The organism is Leisingera sp. G5_S3_59_S7 (assembly GCF_054968485.1).
The window spans coordinates 17084-32131 of sequence record NZ_JBQKUH010000006.1; the positions used below are offsets into that span (position 1 = coordinate 17084).

Annotated in this window: 13 protein-coding genes; 5 read left to right on the top strand and 8 right to left on the bottom strand. The window is 64.0% G+C overall.

Annotated elements, in window-relative coordinates; genetic code table 11:
- Nucleotide 1: 1 nt before the first annotated feature.
- Nucleotides 2-1564 (bottom strand): cytochrome c oxidase accessory protein CcoG, encoded by a 1563-nt coding sequence (gene ccoG, locus ACTRWG_RS04985; protein ID WP_036797217.1) that lies wholly within the window; start codon nt 1562-1564, stop codon nt 2-4.
- Nucleotides 1565-1795: 231 nt separating this feature from the next.
- Entirely contained in the window at nt 1796-2671 is an 876-nt protein-coding gene (locus ACTRWG_RS04990; RefSeq protein ID WP_462829052.1) for a LysR family transcriptional regulator, read from the bottom strand.
- Nucleotides 2672-2769: 98 nt separating this feature from the next.
- Here ACTRWG_RS04990 and ACTRWG_RS04995 point away from each other — a divergent pair, with 98 nt between their 5' ends.
- The 3 genes from ACTRWG_RS04995 (at nt 2770) to ACTRWG_RS05005 (ending at nt 7156) form a co-directional block, all read left to right on the top strand.
- Complete coding sequence (locus ACTRWG_RS04995) at nt 2770-2970, top strand: hypothetical protein (protein ID WP_462829053.1); 201 nt, start codon at nt 2770-2772, stop codon at nt 2968-2970.
- 254 nt (nt 2971-3224) lie between these two features.
- On the top strand, nt 3225-3974 hold the full coding sequence (locus ACTRWG_RS05000; protein ID WP_462829054.1) for a DUF2270 domain-containing protein: 750 nt from the start codon (nt 3225-3227) through the stop codon (nt 3972-3974).
- Nucleotides 3975-4654: 680 nt separating this feature from the next.
- Nucleotides 4655-7156: a Hint domain-containing protein gene (locus tag ACTRWG_RS05005; RefSeq protein ID WP_462829055.1), complete on the top strand. Its 2502-nt coding sequence runs from the start codon at nt 4655-4657 to the stop codon at nt 7154-7156.
- Nucleotides 7157-7427: 271 nt separating this feature from the next.
- Here ACTRWG_RS05005 and ccoP read toward each other — a convergent pair whose 3' ends face one another.
- The 4 genes from ccoP to ccoN are packed head-to-tail and all read right to left on the bottom strand — an operon-like array spanning nt 7428 to nt 10895.
- Complete coding sequence (gene ccoP, locus ACTRWG_RS05010; protein ID WP_027235220.1) at nt 7428-8297, bottom strand: cytochrome-c oxidase, cbb3-type subunit III; 870 nt, start codon at nt 8295-8297, stop codon at nt 7428-7430.
- Nucleotides 8294-8530: a CcoQ/FixQ family Cbb3-type cytochrome c oxidase assembly chaperone gene (locus ACTRWG_RS05015; RefSeq protein ID WP_027235221.1), complete on the bottom strand. Its 237-nt coding sequence runs from the start codon at nt 8528-8530 to the stop codon at nt 8294-8296. The genes ccoP and ACTRWG_RS05015 overlap by 4 nt, the downstream gene beginning before the upstream one ends.
- Nucleotides 8531-8541: 11 nt before the next feature.
- Nucleotides 8542-9270 carry a cytochrome-c oxidase, cbb3-type subunit II gene (gene ccoO, locus ACTRWG_RS05020; RefSeq protein WP_027235222.1) on the bottom strand — a complete coding sequence of 243 codons (729 nt, stop codon included), beginning with the start codon at nt 9268-9270 and terminating at the stop codon, nt 8542-8544.
- Between the two features lie 14 nt (nt 9271-9284).
- The gene (gene ccoN, locus ACTRWG_RS05025; protein ID WP_027235223.1) at nt 9285-10895 is read right to left on the bottom strand and encodes a cytochrome-c oxidase, cbb3-type subunit I; all 1611 of its coding nucleotides are present in this window, start codon (nt 10893-10895) and stop codon (nt 9285-9287) included.
- A 204-nt stretch (nt 10896-11099) separates the two neighbouring features.
- Here ccoN and ACTRWG_RS05030 point away from each other — a divergent pair, with 204 nt between their 5' ends.
- A complete protein-coding gene (locus ACTRWG_RS05030; protein WP_027235224.1) occupies nt 11100-11939 on the top strand; it encodes a universal stress protein in 840 nt (279 codons plus the stop codon).
- Between the two features lie 85 nt (nt 11940-12024).
- Here the strand turns inward: ACTRWG_RS05030 and ACTRWG_RS05035 are convergent, their stop codons facing one another.
- Both ACTRWG_RS05035 and fnrL read right to left on the bottom strand, forming a co-directional pair.
- Entirely contained in the window at nt 12025-12282 is a 258-nt protein-coding gene (locus ACTRWG_RS05035; RefSeq protein WP_027235225.1) for a GlsB/YeaQ/YmgE family stress response membrane protein, read from the bottom strand.
- Between the two features lie 366 nt (nt 12283-12648).
- On the bottom strand, nt 12649-13389 hold the full coding sequence (gene fnrL / locus ACTRWG_RS05040) for a transcriptional regulator FnrL (protein WP_027235226.1): 741 nt from the start codon (nt 13387-13389) through the stop codon (nt 12649-12651).
- Between the two features lie 61 nt (nt 13390-13450).
- On the opposite strand from fnrL, the gene hemN reads away from it, so the two are divergent.
- Nucleotides 13451-14806 (top strand): oxygen-independent coproporphyrinogen III oxidase, encoded by a 1356-nt coding sequence (gene hemN, locus ACTRWG_RS05045; protein WP_027235227.1) that lies wholly within the window; start codon nt 13451-13453, stop codon nt 14804-14806.
- Nucleotides 14807-15048: the final 242 nt, after the last annotated feature.

A 15048-nucleotide genomic window follows, 5' to 3' on the forward strand; every position in this document is an offset into this window, starting at 1 on the left:
TTCAGTTCCCCTTGCCGTTAAAGGTGGTGTCCTTGTGGGCGCGTTCCCCGTTTATCAGATCCTCGACCCAGATGCGAACCGGGGTGGCGTCCGTCTGCGCGGGCGCGGACCCCTTGGCTGCGACAATATAAACCCGCTGCAGCAGCGCGGTATCCGCAGGCACGTTCACCGAGTGATAGACCGTGCCTTCCAGCTGCAGCCGCATCGCCGGATCGCCCTTGATCGACAGTTTGAACACCCGGTCCTCGCCATGCTTGTTGCGCAGGCGCACGTCATAGGTGTTGCGGATCGACCCGTCCGACAGCGTCACATAGGTCGGGTTGCGTTCCGGTGCCACGGTGAGTTCGATGTCGGAGCGGATGAACAAGGCAAACAGCAGCCCCAGACCGACCAGCGACCACAGGCTGGTGTACATGATGGTGCGCGGGCGCAGGATGTGCTTCCAGATGTTCTTGGGCGGCTTGCCCGCGCGCTCCTGCGTCTCGTCCGACAGCGCCATATAGTCGATCAGGCCGCGCGGCTTGCCGATCTTGGCCATCACGTCGTCGCAAGCGTCGATGCACAGCGCGCAGGTGATGCATTCCATCTGCTGGCCGTCGCGGATGTCGATCCCCATCGGGCAGACGTTGACGCAAGCCATGCAGTCGATGCAGTCGCCGGGCCCGGCGGCCTCGGCTGCGCCGGTTGCCGCGGTGGGGTCCGCATCCGGAGAAAGCCCCGGATACGGGGTGCCGGCGTAAGCCGCCTGGCCGGGGCCCGCCGCCTGCGCTGCCTGTTCTGCCGCTTCCGCCTCAGCCTTGCTGCGGCGGCGGACGTTGCCCTTGCCCCGAGGCTCGCCCCGCCATTCGCGGTAGCCAACGGTCAGCGTGTCCTCATCCATCATCGCCGCCTGAATGCGTGGCCAGGGGCAGGCGTAGATGCAGATCTGCTCGCGCGCAAAACCGCCGAACAGGAAGGTGGTCGCTGTCAGCACCAGCATGGTTGTATAGGCAACCGGATGCGCGTTCAGCGTCACCAGATCATAGGCCAGCGTCGGCGCATCGGCGAAATAGAACACCCAGGCACCGCCGGTGGCCAGCCCGATCAGGAACCAGGCTACCCATTTGGTCACCCGCAGGCGGGCCTTGCGGAAATCCATCTTCTTTTGCCGGTGCAGACGCAAACGGGCGTTTCGGTCGCCCTCGATCCATCGCTCCACCAGGATGAACAGATCGGTCCAGACGGTCTGCGGGCAGGCATAGCCGCACCAGACCCGGCCCAAGGCGGAGGTGAACAGGAACAGCCCCAGTCCCGCCATGATCAGCAGGCCCGCGACGAAGTAGAATTCGTGCGGCCAGATCTCGATCCAGAAAAAGTAGAACCGGCGGTTCGCCAGATCCAGCAGCACCGCCTGATCCGGCAAAGAGGGCCCGCGGTCCCAGCGAATCCAGGGGGTCAGGTAGTAGATCCCCAGCGTCACCGCCATGATGTACCACTTCAGATTCCGGAAGGGTCCGGAGACGCGCCGGGGAAAAATCGGTTCCCTGGCGGCATACAGGCTCGGGGCTGGGTTGGAATCGCTCACGGACTCTCTCCGTCTTGTGGCTGTCTGGCGCCCTTGTCACAGATGCAAAGTGCCAGAACTTTGACGTGGATCAAAAAGCGCATCACACAATCATGTTTTCGCGCCCGGCACAGCGCCTTGTGAAGGCAAAAGGCCACCTATGCCTGCGTGCGGCGCCCCGCCAGAGGCAAGTTGCCGCAGCGCAGCAGCCGCGGCAGTTTGCAGCCGCTTTCCGGTGGTGAAACGATGGCCTCAGAGCGCCTGCCGCTGCCGCCTGAGCCAAGCGATGAACTTGCGTGCCTCCGGGCGCAGAACGCCCGGGCGGGTGGCGATGTGGTAGCCGCGGCCCTCGCCTTCGGTGAAAAGCGCCAGCAGACGGCCCTCTGCCAGATCCTCCTCGACAAAGGCACGGACGCTGACCGCGACCCCCTGCCCCGCTTTTACCGCCTGCATCAGCAGGTTCCCCGGCAGCCGGGTGCGCGGGCCGCGCAGGCCTTGGCTGACACCGCGCGACTGCAGCCAGTGGCTGGCCTCCGAGGTGCCCAGCTCCTCCAGCCAGGGCAGATCCAGCAGATCCTCCGGCGCCGTCACGCTTCGTCCGTCCAGCAGCCCCGGCGCGGCAATCACCACCATTGGCGAGGCCAGCAGCTTTTCCGTTTCAAGCCCCTGCCAGTTGCCATCTCCATAGCGCAGCGCAATGTCGATGCCGCCGGGCTTCAGCTCGACAAGGCCGCCCGTGGGGTCCAGCACCAAGTCAATGCCGGGATTGTCCGCCTGGAACCCCGGCAGCCGCGGCATCAGCCAATGGGCGGCAAACATCGGCGTGCAGGTGACATGCAGCGGCCGGGCGGCACCAGCCTGGGCGATCTCCTGCACAGCCGTCTGGATCGCGCCGAAGCCCAGTTGCAATGCCCGCGCCAGATGCGCGCCTTCTGCGGTCAGCGCCAGCGCCCGCCCGCTGCGGTCCAGCAACGCCGCGCCCAGATGCGCCTCCAGCGCCCTCAGCTGCTGACTTATGGCAGCGTGGCTGACATTCAGCGCCGCACCCGCTTGGACCACGCTCCCCGTTTCGGCGAAGGACGTAAAAGCCCGCAGCGCGGCCAGCGGTGGCATATGCAACCAATCCATATGTAATTGCACCTTACACGATGTGATTTTTCTTAACTCACAGGAATCGCCCGTTCGCGCAAGCATCGGAGACAGACAGCAGGATAGGAGGCTGACCCATGCTGACCGATATCTACGCCCGCTCGATCCTGACCGCGACGCGGCAGGACTGTGTGAAGCTGCGCGAGCTTCCCGCTGCCAAAACGCTGCCCCGCGCCTACGAGGCGCCGCCACGCGGCAAGGGGCTGCTGAACCGGCTGGTTCTTTGGCTGCGCCGCCGCCCAACCAAGACGCGCTGCATACACCCGCGGAATATTTGAGGGTTTGATCCAAGGGAGAGAAAGAAAAAGCGCCGGTTTTCCAGGAAACGCGCGAACAGATCGGAAAACCGGCGCATGACCCGTTCGGCCTGCACGTCGGCCTTGCGGGATATCTTGCTGCGCTGGAGGGGATGTCTGCCAGGCAGCATTGTCTTTCACCTGCGTGTGTAGCGCGGTTCGCAGCGGTGCGGTTTGACACGGATCAAACAGGCGTAAAAATTTGCCCGCCAGCCGCAAAAAACTACCCTCATTCCATGGCCAAGGGAGAGAACGGACAGGCAGACGCCGGGAATCGCGCTCCGCTGTCGGCGGCCGAGGTCGGCGCTCTGGCGCATTTATACCGCGGCGAGGTCTATCGCAGCGTGATGTGGCGCACCCGGCTGGACATCACCACCAATTGGGCGGTGGTGACGCTTGGGGTTGCGCTGTCGATCTCCTATTCCTCGCCCGAAGCCTCGCCGCTGCCGCTGATCCTGGTCGGCATCCTGATCATTTTCTTTCTGATGCTGGAGGCGCGGCGCTACCGGTTTTACAACGTGTTCCGCGCCCGCGCGCGCTGGCTGGAGAAGCATTTCTACGCGCCGATGCTGCATGACGGCGACCTTCATCTGGAGGAAAACTGGCAGAAGGTGCTGGCACAGGATTACAACCGGCCGGACTATCATATCAACCTGCTGCAATCGATCGGGCGCCGGATCAAGCGTAACTACCTGTGGGTGCTGCTGATCCAATCGCTGGCCTATGCCGGCAAGATCGCGGTGCACCCCCGGCCCATCGTGTCCTTTGATCAGGCGCTGGAGCGGGCCGAGATCGGCCCGCTGCCGGGCAGCGTGGTGATCGCAGCGGGTGTTCTATATGTCGTGAGCTGGAGCTGCATTGCCATCTGGAGCACCCTTTACGACCAGCAGGGTCTAGGCATCCGCCCGCCGGCTGCGGGGCGCAAGCCCAAAACCCTGGCCGATTCGGCGGCGGCTCAGGCCGCCGGCCAAAGCCACCGGAGATAAGCCGCACAGCCTGCCGGCAGCATGGCACCCGCGCGCCGCGACACCCGCAGCCCAGTCCAGGCCAGTGCCAGAAAGCCAAACGCCACCAGCACCATACCGGATAGTCACAGCCCGCCCAGAAGCGGCGGCCAGAAACCGAACACGTGAGACTTTTCTGGAATGCACCCTTGGCTTCCGCAAGCGACGTGCAGTCATTGCCGGTATGCCGCCCCGGCCCTGTCCACTGCACCAGGAATTCAGCAGGCGTCACGCGCGAACGTGCGTTGCGGCGGCGCCGGTTTCAAATGGCCGCGGCGCTCAGTGTTATTGCCGCGCCGACTTGTTCCAGGCCGCAGTGCTGCACGCTGATTGTCAAGGTCCGGTGCCGGAAGCTGGCATCTGCAGGTGCAGGATGGCCCGCAGGCGGCCTGCCGTACGCAGGCGGAAGGCCGTGTACAACAGCCATTAACCGGGCGCGCGTTCCAGCTGCGGCCGCTCACCGGCGGCGCTGCACAGGCGCAGCGGCTTCCGGACTTGAACGCCGGCGCTGACACGCGGGGCCGGGCGAAATTTACGTTTCCTTATCAGCGATCGTGTATCGGTTCTTGGCATCACGCCTCTCCCATTGGCCGTGCAACCGACGAAAAATTGTTACTTGCGCGTGCTGCAGCCCGCGCCGGATAGAAAGTCAGATAAAGCTCATGGCAATACTGGATTGGGTAAAGGACCTTATCGCCAGCAAGAAAGGCACGGCAGGCGACGACCTGGTGGATGGGACCACCGGCGACGACACCATTGACGCCGGCGATGGCCAGGACACCGTCGCCGGTGAAGAAGGCCACGACATCATCGATTCCGGCGCGGGCGATGACATCGTTTACGGGGATATGGGCGACGGGTTCGAACAGGGGCTGGACGCCTCGCCGCTGGTGCTGGACATCAACAACATCCAAACGGTTTCGCACGACGGCTACACCGGATCTGAGGGTGATTACGCCGTCTTCAGCGATATCGCTGTTCTGGAAGACGGCACCAGTGTCTGGGGCAGACTTGTGCTGGTCGAAAAGTCCAACGATTACATGTCGGTGCAATTCGGGTACGAGGCTGGCGCGGAAATCCTGCTGAACGGCGACTCCCCCGGCGATCAGGCCACCTTCCGGCTGGAGTTTTTCGATCCTGTCACCGGCGAGCCGGTCTATTTGAACTCAACCGCCACCTTCAACGATATTGATGACAACAGCACCTATGGCGATGCCGAGGCCGTCATCATCGACGGCAACAGCTTCACCAGCTTCGGGGTGGCCGAGAACACGTCGCTTGGCACTGCAATCGACGGCAGCATGGTCACGGCCACCGGGTCGGAGTTGAATGACTACACGGATCAGGACGCCTGGTTCTCCGCCGGGTTCGAAGACCGGTCCTCGATCGAGTTCACGCTGCAGACGCGCGACGGCCTGGCCGGTTTCACACTGTCCGGCGATGTGATCGAAGACGCTGTTGTCACGCCCATCGAACAAGGCAACGACACCGTTCTGGCGGGGGATGGCAACGATGTGGTCTACGGCCAGGGGGGCAACGACGTCCTGTCCGGAGAAGCAGGCAATGACAGCATGGAGGGCGGCGACGGTGACGACGTGCTGGACGGCGGCGCCGGCGCTGACACGCTGATTGGCGGGGACGGCGGCGACACGCTCTCCGGCGGGGACGGCGACGACTACATCGAAGGCGGCGCCGGCAATGACAGCCTGACCACGGGCCTTGGCAATGACACGCTGATCGGCGGCGAGGGCGACGACACCCTCAGGAACTCTGCCGGCGACGACAGCCTGGTCGGCGGTGTTGGCAATGACAGCATCGTCGCGACCGACGGCAACGACACGCTGGAAGGCGGCGACGGCGACGACACCATGTACGGCGGCAACCACGACGACCTGCTGGTTGGCGGCGCGGGCGCTGACCTGATGTATGGCGAAGCCGATGCCGACACCTTCAAGATGTCGGACGGGTTCGGCAATGATACGCTGGAAGGCGGGGAAACGGGGAACGACTACGACACCGTCAACCTGTCCGATGTGACCACCGGCGTGACCGTTACCTATACCGGGGATGAGGCAGGCACGATCACCGACGGCACCGACACGATCACCTTTTCCGAGATCGAATTGCTGAACCTGACGGATCAGGGCGACATCGTGGATGCCTCTGCTGACAGTGCCGGGGTGACGATAGACGCCGGCAAGGGGGACGACACTGTCACAATGGGTGCCGGCGACGACCTGATTACAGGCGGCGAAGGCTATGACCAGCTGATCTTGACCGGCGGGGGCGGCACCGACACCGTCAGCGATTTCAGTGTCGGCGACGACGACGCCGACGGCTTTTACAACGACCAGCTGGATGTGTCCGGGCTGACCGGCGGCACCGGCCCCGGCGGCGCTGTCCGCGCCTGGGACGTCTCCGTCACCGACGATGGCTTCGGCAATGCGCTGCTGACCTTCCCCACAGGCGAGAAGCTGGTTCTGCAGGGGGTTGCGCCAGCGCAGCTCTCGACTGCGCCGCAGCTTTATTCCGCGGGCATCCCCTGCTTCACGCCCAATGTGCTGCTGGCCACACGGCGCGGTGCAGTGCCTGCCGGGCAGATCCGGGTGGGCGACATGCTGCAGACCGCCGACAATGGGTTTCAGCCAGTCATCTGGACCGGCAAGCGCACGCTCAGCCCGGCGGAACTGGCGCTGCGCCCTCATCTGCAACCCTATTGCGTCCGCCCTGGCGGCCTGCTGCGCCCGGAGCGGCCGATGCTGCTGTCCCCCCAGCACCGCCTGCTGACGGGGCCTCAGGCGTTTGACCGGGACACACCCTTCGGTGAAAGCTTCCTGTCCGCGAAACTGCTGGCGGAGATCGACCGCAGCTGCACCCTGCAGCCGGTTGCAAACAGCCCGGTCACTTATGTGCATCTGATGACGGAGCGGCACGAGGTGATCTTTGCCGAAGGCATCGCAACGGAAACCTTCTGGCCCGGCCCCGAGGCGATGCGCGGGTTGTGCGCTGCAGACAAACGGGAGCTGTTCGATCTGTTCCCCGAACTGGCGGCGGTACACGGCCTGACAGGCGAACAGGGCCGGGAACAGGTGCGCGGTGTCTATGGCGGCCTTGCCCGCCTCCCGCTTAAGCGGCGCGACCTGAAGGATCTGCGGGCCGCCTGATCCAAAGCCTTCCGGAGTGCTTCGCACCCTGCCGGGGCCGGAGCACTCTGCCTGGGCCAGAGCGCTGCGCCGCGCCCGGCCCTTTTGCCCCCTGCCCCGCTCGCTGACCCTGCCCCGGTTACCAATGATGCCGGCGCCTGCATGATGACCGCCTCTGCGATGGTCCAGCGCGGCTGCTGCGCGGCTTTTCCTTGCAAACAGTCCTTCCGAAAAAGGAAAAGGGCCGCCCGCTGGGCAGCCCTTCCCCTGTTCTGCTGAAATCCTGTCCGGCTTATTCACCGCCGCCCAGCTGGTGCACATAGGCCGACACGGCGCGGATCTGCGCTTCGGTCAGGCGGGTGTTCCAGGCCGGCATCACGCCATAGCGCGAGTTGGTCACGGTCTCGGTCAGGGTGGCGTAGTCGCCGCCATAAAGCCAGATCGCGTCGGCCAAGTTCGGCGCGCCTTGCGAGCGATCACCGGTGCCGTCTTCCATGTGGCAGGAGGCGCAGTTGTCGGCAAAGACAACCGACCCGGCCTCAACCTTGGAGGCGTCCTGCGGCTCGCCCGACAGCGACATCACGTAGTTGACCACCTGGCTGATCTCTTCTTTCTCAAGAAGCTCATCCCGGCCGAAGGCAGGCATCTCGGAATAACGCGCGTCGTCGCTGTCCTCGTTGCGGATGCCGTGGGTGATGGTGGCGTGGATGTCCTCCACCGAACCGCCCCAGAGCCAGTCGTCATCCAAGAGGTTCGGATAGCCCTTGGCACCTGCAGCACCGGAGCCGTGGCACTGCGCGCACCAGGTCTTGAACACGGCGGAGCCAGCCGAGACAGCATAGGTGTTCAGCTCCGTGTCGCCCGCGATGGCAACCAGCTCAGCCGCTTCCAGCTTGGCGTTGACCGGAGCGTTGGCCTCCTCGACTGCGGTGATCTCCGCCGCCACGTCGCCGCGGGTCGACCAGCCCAGGATGCCTGCAGTGGCCGAGTTGACCAGCGGCCAAGCCGGATAAGCGATGGTGTAGAGAACACCCCAGATGATGGTGGCGTAGAAAGTCCACAGCCACCAGCGCGGCATTGGGTTGTCGAATTCCTCGATCCCGTCCCACTCGTGGCCGGTGGTTTTCGGATCGCCCTCGAACTTTTGCGATTTCTTGCTCATGCCCTCGCCTCCTTAGTCGCGGCGGGTTTGTCGCCCCGGCGGGGCGCAGCTGCATCACTGCCCTTGCCGGGCGCAGGTGCATCAACGTGGCGGAACGGGATGTTTGCGGTATCCTCGTAGGCCTTGGTGCTGCCCGGGCGGAACGCCCAGACAATTATGCCGATGAAGACGGTGAACAGGAACAGCAGCATCCAGCTGTCTGCAAATTCCCGCAGGAGCGTATAGAGTTCCATCCTATCCTCCTTTACCGGCTTGCATCCGGGGTGAAGGTCGAGAAGTCGACCAGCGTGCCCAGCATCTGCAGATAGGCGATCAGCGCATCGGCTTCCGAGACTCCCGGCTGACCATCGAAGTTGCGCACGTTGACCTTTTCGCCATAGCGCTCCAGCAGCCCGTCATAGTCGCTGTCCGGATCCGCCTGGGCGCGGAAATCGGCCTGTGCGGTCTCGATCATGTCCTCGCTGTAGGGGGTGCCCAGCAGCGCGTTGGTGGCCATGATGTCGCCGATGTATTTGCCGTCGATCTTCTTCTCTTCGAGGAAGCCGTATTTCGGCATCACCGATTCCGGCACCACCGCCTGCGGGTCGCGCAGGTGGTCGACGTGCCACTCATCCGAGTAACGGCCGCCCACCCGGGCCAGGTCCGGCCCGGTCCGCTTGGAGCCCCACTGGAACGGGCGGTCGTACATCGACTCCGCCGCCAGCGAGTAGTGGCCGTAGCGTTCGACCTCGTCGCGCATCGGACGGATCATCTGGCTGTGGCAGACATAGCAGCCTTCCCGGATATAGACCTCGCGGCCCGCCAGTTCGAGCGGGGTGTAGGGACGCATGCCCTCCACCTCCTCGATGGTGTTTTCCAGGTAGAACAGCGGTGCGATCTGCACCAGTCCGCCGATGGTCACGACCAGGAAACTGCAGATCAGCAGGAGGGTCGCGTTGGTCTCGAGGATCTTGTGTTTGTCGAGAATTGCCATTGCTCCGGCCCTCCTTATTCAGCCGGGACCTGAACCGACAGGCTGGCCTCTTTGGCCGGGGCCCGGCGGACGGTCATCCACAGGTTGTAGCACATGATGATGGACCCCGCGAGGAACATGACCCCGCCCAGACCGCGCACCACATACATCGGGAACTTCGCTGCCACGGTGTCGGCAAAGGAGTTCACCAGGAAGCCGTTAGCGTCCACTTCGCGCCACATCAGGCCTTCCATAATACCGGTCACCCACATTGACGCGGCATAGAGAACGATGCCGATGGTGGCGAGCCAGAAGTGCCAGGACACCAGGCTGAGCGAGTACAGGCGCTCACGCTTCCAAAGCACCGGCACCAGGTAGTACAGCGCGCCAAAGGTGATCATGCCGTTCCAGCCGAGCGCACCGGAGTGCACGTGGCCAATGGTCCAGTCGGTGTAGTGCGACAGCGAGTTCACCGCGCGGATCGACATCATCGGGCCCTCAAAGGTGGACATGCCGTAGAAGCCGACGGAGATCACCATCATCCGGATCACCGGGTCGGTGCGCAGCTTGTCCCAGGCGCCCGAGAGCGTCATCAGGCCGTTGATCATGCCGCCCCACGAGGGCATCCACAGGATCACCGAGAACACCATGCCCAGGGTCGAGGCCCAGTCAGGCAGCGCGGTGTAGTGCAGGTGGTGCGGACCGGCCCAGATGTACAGGAAGATCAGCGCCCAGAAGTGGATGATCGACAGCTTGTAAGAGAAGACGGGACGTTCGGCCTGCTTCGGAATGAAGTAGTACATCATGCCCAGGAAGCCCGCGGTCAGGAAGAAGCCCACAGCGTTGTGGCCGTACCACCACTGCACCATGGCATCCTGCACGCCCGGCCAGACGATCACGGACTTGGAGCCCCAGATCGACACCGGAATGGTCGCGTTGTTGACCAGGTGCAGCATGGCCACGGTGACGATGAAGGACAGGTAGAACCAGTTCGCCACGTAGATGTGCGGCTCCTTGCGCTTGATGATGGTTCCCAGGAACACGGCCAGATAGGCGACCCAGACGATGGTCAGCCACAGATCAACGTACCATTCCGGCTCCGCGTATTCTTTGGACTGGGTGCCGCCCAGCAGGTAGCCGGTTGCCGCCAGCACGATGAACAGCTGGTAGCCCCAGAACACGAACCACGCGAGGTTGCCGCCCCACAGACGCGCCGCGGAGGTCCGCTGCACCACATAGAAGGAGGTTGCGATCAGCGCGTTGCCGCCAAATGCAAAAATCACTGCAGAAGTGTGCAGCGGGCGCAGGCGGCCGAAATTGGCAAACCCTTGCGCCCAATCGAAATTCAGCGCCGGAAAGGCCAGCTGGAACGCAATGAAGGTCCCGGCCAGAAACCCGACCACGCCCCAGAAGGCGGTTGCAATTGCACCAGCGCGCACAACGCTGTCGAAATACTCATTTTCCACACCTGCAACGGCCTTTTTCGGCTCATTGGTGTGGCGCAAAGTATAGAGGAACAGGCCGCCAGCCACGATCATCACGATGACCGCATGCACCTGGTAAGCCAGATCCCGCGCGTAATTGGTACCGATCATCGCAAACAGCGTGACCAGACCAAGCGCTATCAGCTTGATATAGTTAGACATCTTGCGTCCCTTTGCCGTGCCCCCGCGAATCCTGCGGATACGGGGACGTTAATAGACCGCGCTCTTCTTGCAAAACGCGCCTCCCTCCTGCCTTGATCTGCATCAAGACACTTCCGGGCAACATGTGACACTTCTTCCCGTGCAGTGAAAATCCCCGCGCCGGGGCCATGGGGGCCCGCGGCGCAGACCCCGCCGGGAGGTGTCATGTCCTACAAGTCCTTGCTTACTGTCCTTACGGCTGCGGAAACCGCAGCGGCGCCTCTGGCGCAAATTGCGGCCTTGGCAGAAGAATTCGGCGCCCATGCCGATGCTCTCTGCCTTGGTGTCGACCGCACCCAGACGGGCTATTACTACGCAGGCGCCAATGCGATGGTGCTGCAGGAAACCCTGGCCCGCGCGCAGGAAGAGGCCGAAGCGGTCCAGGCCGGTGCCGAGGAGGCGCTGCAGCGGGCAGGCGTGCCCTTTGCCACCGACAGCGGTGTCGCCCAAATCGCCGACCTTGGCCGCCATGTGGCGCGCCACGCGCGGTTCTCCGACCTGGTGGTGCTGGGCAAGCCCTACGGCAAGGACAAGCGCGCCGAGGCTGAGCCGATTGTCGAATCGGCCCTGTTCGAGGGCCGCGCGCCGGTGCTGGTGGTGCCGGACAAGGGCGAGCCCCTGCGTCGGCCCAAGACCGTTCTGGTAGCCTGGAACGAAAGCATCGAGGCGATGACCGCGATCCGCAGGTCGCTGCCCTTCCTGACCGGTGCCGATCTGGTGCGCATTGCGGTGATCGACCCGCCGCAGCACGGGCCGGAGCGCTCCGATCCGGGCGGCATGCTGGCGCAGATGCTGTCCCGCCACGGGGTTACCTGCGAAATCGACGTGCTCAGCAAGACGCTGACCCGGGTGTCCGACATCCTGAATCGCCACGCGGCGGATACCGCCACCGACCTGATCGTGATGGGGGCTTACGGCCATTCCCGCTTTCGCGAGGCTATCCTCGGCGGAGCCACCCGCAACATGCTGGAGCAGGCAACGGTCCCGGTGCTGATGGCGCATTGAAGCCCGGGCCTGGCCGGCCGTCCGTCCGCAAAGAAAATTAAGGCGCCCCTGCAGGGCGCCTTTTGCGGTCCGGGCCGCCAGCGGCCTAACCCGCCTTGCGGATGAGACCGATCAGGAACAGCAGGATAACCGCCCCGATCGTGGCGTGGATCAGCGACCAGAAGAAGCCGCCCCCTGCCGCAAAGCCCAGCGCCGGAAAGATCATCCCGGCCAGAAACGCGCCGACCACGCCGACGATGATATTGCCCAAAAGGCCAAATCCGCGCCCCTGCATGATCTTGCCCGACAGCCATCCGGCCAAGGCTCCGATGATCAGCATCCCGATCAGGCTTCCAAACTGCATTACTGCCTCCGCTTTTTGATACCGCCAGTAGACCACACTCTTTTTACCGGGTCACGCCCGGGCTTCAGTGCGCCCTTCAAAGAAATTTCCGCCAAACCGCCCCGTGGCTCTCCCGCCCGTCGTCCGCCCTTCCAGGCGGATGGGCTTCCTCCCGTTGGGCATGGCACCGCTGCGCGGTGCCATGCCCAAGGCCGTCAGCGGGTCCGGCGCAGCCGGGCACGCGCGGGCGCGGGAGCTCCTCGCCTGCCCTCTTGCGTCAAACGGATTTGGTCACGCGGGATTGGCCGCAGCGCAGGCCCGCGCAGGCGGGTCGCCCATAACCGGGGGCACGTGAAGCAGGGAATGACCAGACTGCCGCCTGTGCGCTTAGCCCAAGAAGCCGCCGTCGCTGTCGTCACCGGCCTCTTCCATCAGGCGGCGCATGTCGGGCACGGTCACATGCCGTTTGCCCTCCAGCTGGATGATGCCGTCCTTCTTGAGCGCCGAGATCTGGCGGCTCACGGTTTCCAGTGTCAGGCCCAGGTAATCAGCCATCGCCTCGCGGGTCAGCGGCAGATCGAATACCATCCGGTTGGTGGCACCGCCAGGCGTCAGCGTGGCATCGCGGCGGGCGATGATGGCCAGCAGGCTCGCGATCTTTTCGCGAGCGGTCTTGCGGCCGAGGACCAGCATCCATTCGCGCGCCGCGTCCAGCTCGTCCAGCGTCATCTCCAGCAGCCGGTGGGCGATATGCGGGGTGCGCTCCATCAGTTCTTCGAAGGGCTTCTTGCGGAAGCAGCACATCACCACATCGGTGGTCGCCGCCACATCATAGGCCGCGCCTTCGCGGCCAGGGCGGCCGACGAAATCGCTGGGCAGCAGCAGCCCCACCATCTGGGTGCGGCCATCCTCCATCGTCTGGGTCAGAGAGGCGATGCCGGAAACCACCGAGCCCACGAAATTCATCACGTCGCCCGACCAGATGATCGGCTGCCCCGCTTCATAGGTGCGGTAGTATTTGATGGCGTCCAGCTCCTCCAGCTCATCCGCATTGCAGCGTGCGCAGACGGCACGGTGGCGGATCGGGCAGTCCCCGCATCTGGACTGTGACAGGATAGGAGCGTTCATTTGGGGGTCCGGTTGATCTGGGTCAAGGCTTGGGCTCGCACGTTCCCTTAACGGTAATGGAATGGATCAGAAAGCTCAATTGGCCAAACTCGGTTTGTTTGACGCCAGAGTGCCGCGCTATACCAGTTACCCGACGGCGCCGCACTTTGGCAAAGCAACCGATTCCGCACAATTTTCCAGTTGGACATCCAGCATTCGCGCGGGCAGCAGCATCTCTTTGTATGTGCATGTGCCGTTCTGCCGCAGATTGTGCTGGTTCTGCGCCTGCCGCACCCAAGGCACCCAATCGGACGCACCGGTGGCGGCCTATGTTGAGGTTCTGAAGGCGGAAATCGCCCTGCTCCGCCAGCAGTTGCCCGGCGGCATCACCCTGTCGCGCCTGCACTGGGGCGGCGGCACCCCCACGCTGCTGAGCGCAGAGCAGATCCGGGACTTGGCCGCAGCGGTCACCGAAGCGTTTCCGCTGGCGCCTTATGCGGAGTTCTCGGTGGAGATCGACCCGAACGAGGTCGGCGACCGGCGCCTGGATGCGCTTGCCGAGGCGGGCATGAACCGCGCCTCTGTCGGGGTGCAGGATTTCGACAGCACCATTCAGCAGGCAATTGGCCGGATCCAGAGTTTCGAGACCACAAAGCAGGCCATCGATATGCTGCGGTCGCACGGGATCAGCAGCCTGAATGCCGATATCCTGTTCGGACTGCCGTATCAAACGCCGGAGCGGATGACCGAAAGCGTTCAGAAGCTGCTGTCGCTTACGCCGGACCGGGTGGCCGTCTACGGCTATGCCCATGTGCCCTGGATGGCCGGGCGGCAAAGCATGATCCGCTCCGACACGCTGCCGACGCCGGAAGCCCGGCTGGAGCTGTTTGAAACCGCGCGCCAGTTGTTTCTGTGGGATGGCTACCGGGAAATCGGCATTGACCATTTCTCGCGGCCCGAGGACGGGCTGGCCATTGCCCAGCGCAGCGGCCGGCTGCGGCGCAATTTTCAGGGCTATACCGACGATCCCTCGGCCGTGCTGATAGGCATCGGCGCCTCGGCCATTTCGCGGTTTCCGCAAGGTTATGCGCAGAACGCTCCCGGCACCTCGGATTACATCCGGTCCATCCGCGCAGGCAAGTTTGCCACCGCCCGCGGTCACGCCTTCCAGGGCGAGGATCTGCTGCGGGCGCGGCTGATCGAAGCGCTGATGTGCGATTTCCGGATTTGCCGCCGGGAGATCCTGTCCCGGTTCGACGTGTCCCCTGCCCGTCTCGACACCCTGCTGCGCGGCACCGCGGAGGCGTTTCCCGGCATGCTGGATCTGTCGTCTGCGGGTCTTGCCATCAAGCCGGAGGCCCGGCCCCTGACCCGGATGATCGCCCGCAGCCTTGATGCATATGAGCTGAGCAAAGCAGGGCACAGCCCGGCGATCTGATCCCCCGGCCAGCGGCGGCCATATCGGTATCGATAGCTGGCGCAGGCCCATTTCTGATTGCATAATTTGTTAGCGCTTTGGGGTTCCCCATCGCTGCACAGGCACAGGCCTTTCCTTTCTGCGTCTGCGCACGTTGTTCCTCCCGGAGCGCTGCGGGGCTGCAGCTGCAGCACACCGAAACGGGGTCTTCTCCCCCCCGACCTGGTACTCGGGCAAGAGACGGCGCCGCGATTTGAGCACCC

Bases quoted from the DNA above. Each gene is read 5' to 3' on its own strand.
- ACTRWG_RS04990 (WP_462829052.1), bottom strand. From the start codon at position 2,671: ATGGATTGGTTGCATATGCCACCGCTGGCCGCGCTGCGGGCTTTTACG.
- ACTRWG_RS04995 (WP_462829053.1), top strand. From the start codon at position 2,770: ATGCTGACCGATATCTACGCCCGCTCGATCCTGACCGCGACGCGGCAG.
- ACTRWG_RS05000 (WP_462829054.1), top strand. From the start codon at position 3,225: ATGGCCAAGGGAGAGAACGGACAGGCAGACGCCGGGAATCGCGCTCCG.
- ACTRWG_RS05005 (WP_462829055.1), top strand. From the start codon at position 4,655: ATGGCAATACTGGATTGGGTAAAGGACCTTATCGCCAGCAAGAAAGGC.
- ccoP (WP_027235220.1), bottom strand. From the start codon at position 8,297: ATGAGCAAGAAATCGCAAAAGTTCGAGGGCGATCCGAAAACCACCGGC.
- ACTRWG_RS05015 (WP_027235221.1), bottom strand. From the start codon at position 8,530: ATGGAACTCTATACGCTCCTGCGGGAATTTGCAGACAGCTGGATGCTG.
- ccoO (WP_027235222.1), bottom strand. From the start codon at position 9,270: ATGGCAATTCTCGACAAACACAAGATCCTCGAGACCAACGCGACCCTC.
- ccoN (WP_027235223.1), bottom strand. From the start codon at position 10,895: ATGTCTAACTATATCAAGCTGATAGCGCTTGGTCTGGTCACGCTGTTT.
- ACTRWG_RS05030 (WP_027235224.1), top strand. From the start codon at position 11,100: ATGTCCTACAAGTCCTTGCTTACTGTCCTTACGGCTGCGGAAACCGCA.
- ACTRWG_RS05035 (WP_027235225.1), bottom strand. From the start codon at position 12,282: ATGCAGTTTGGAAGCCTGATCGGGATGCTGATCATCGGAGCCTTGGCC.
- fnrL (WP_027235226.1), bottom strand. From the start codon at position 13,389: ATGAACGCTCCTATCCTGTCACAGTCCAGATGCGGGGACTGCCCGATC.
- hemN (WP_027235227.1), top strand. From the start codon at position 13,451: ATGGATCAGAAAGCTCAATTGGCCAAACTCGGTTTGTTTGACGCCAGA.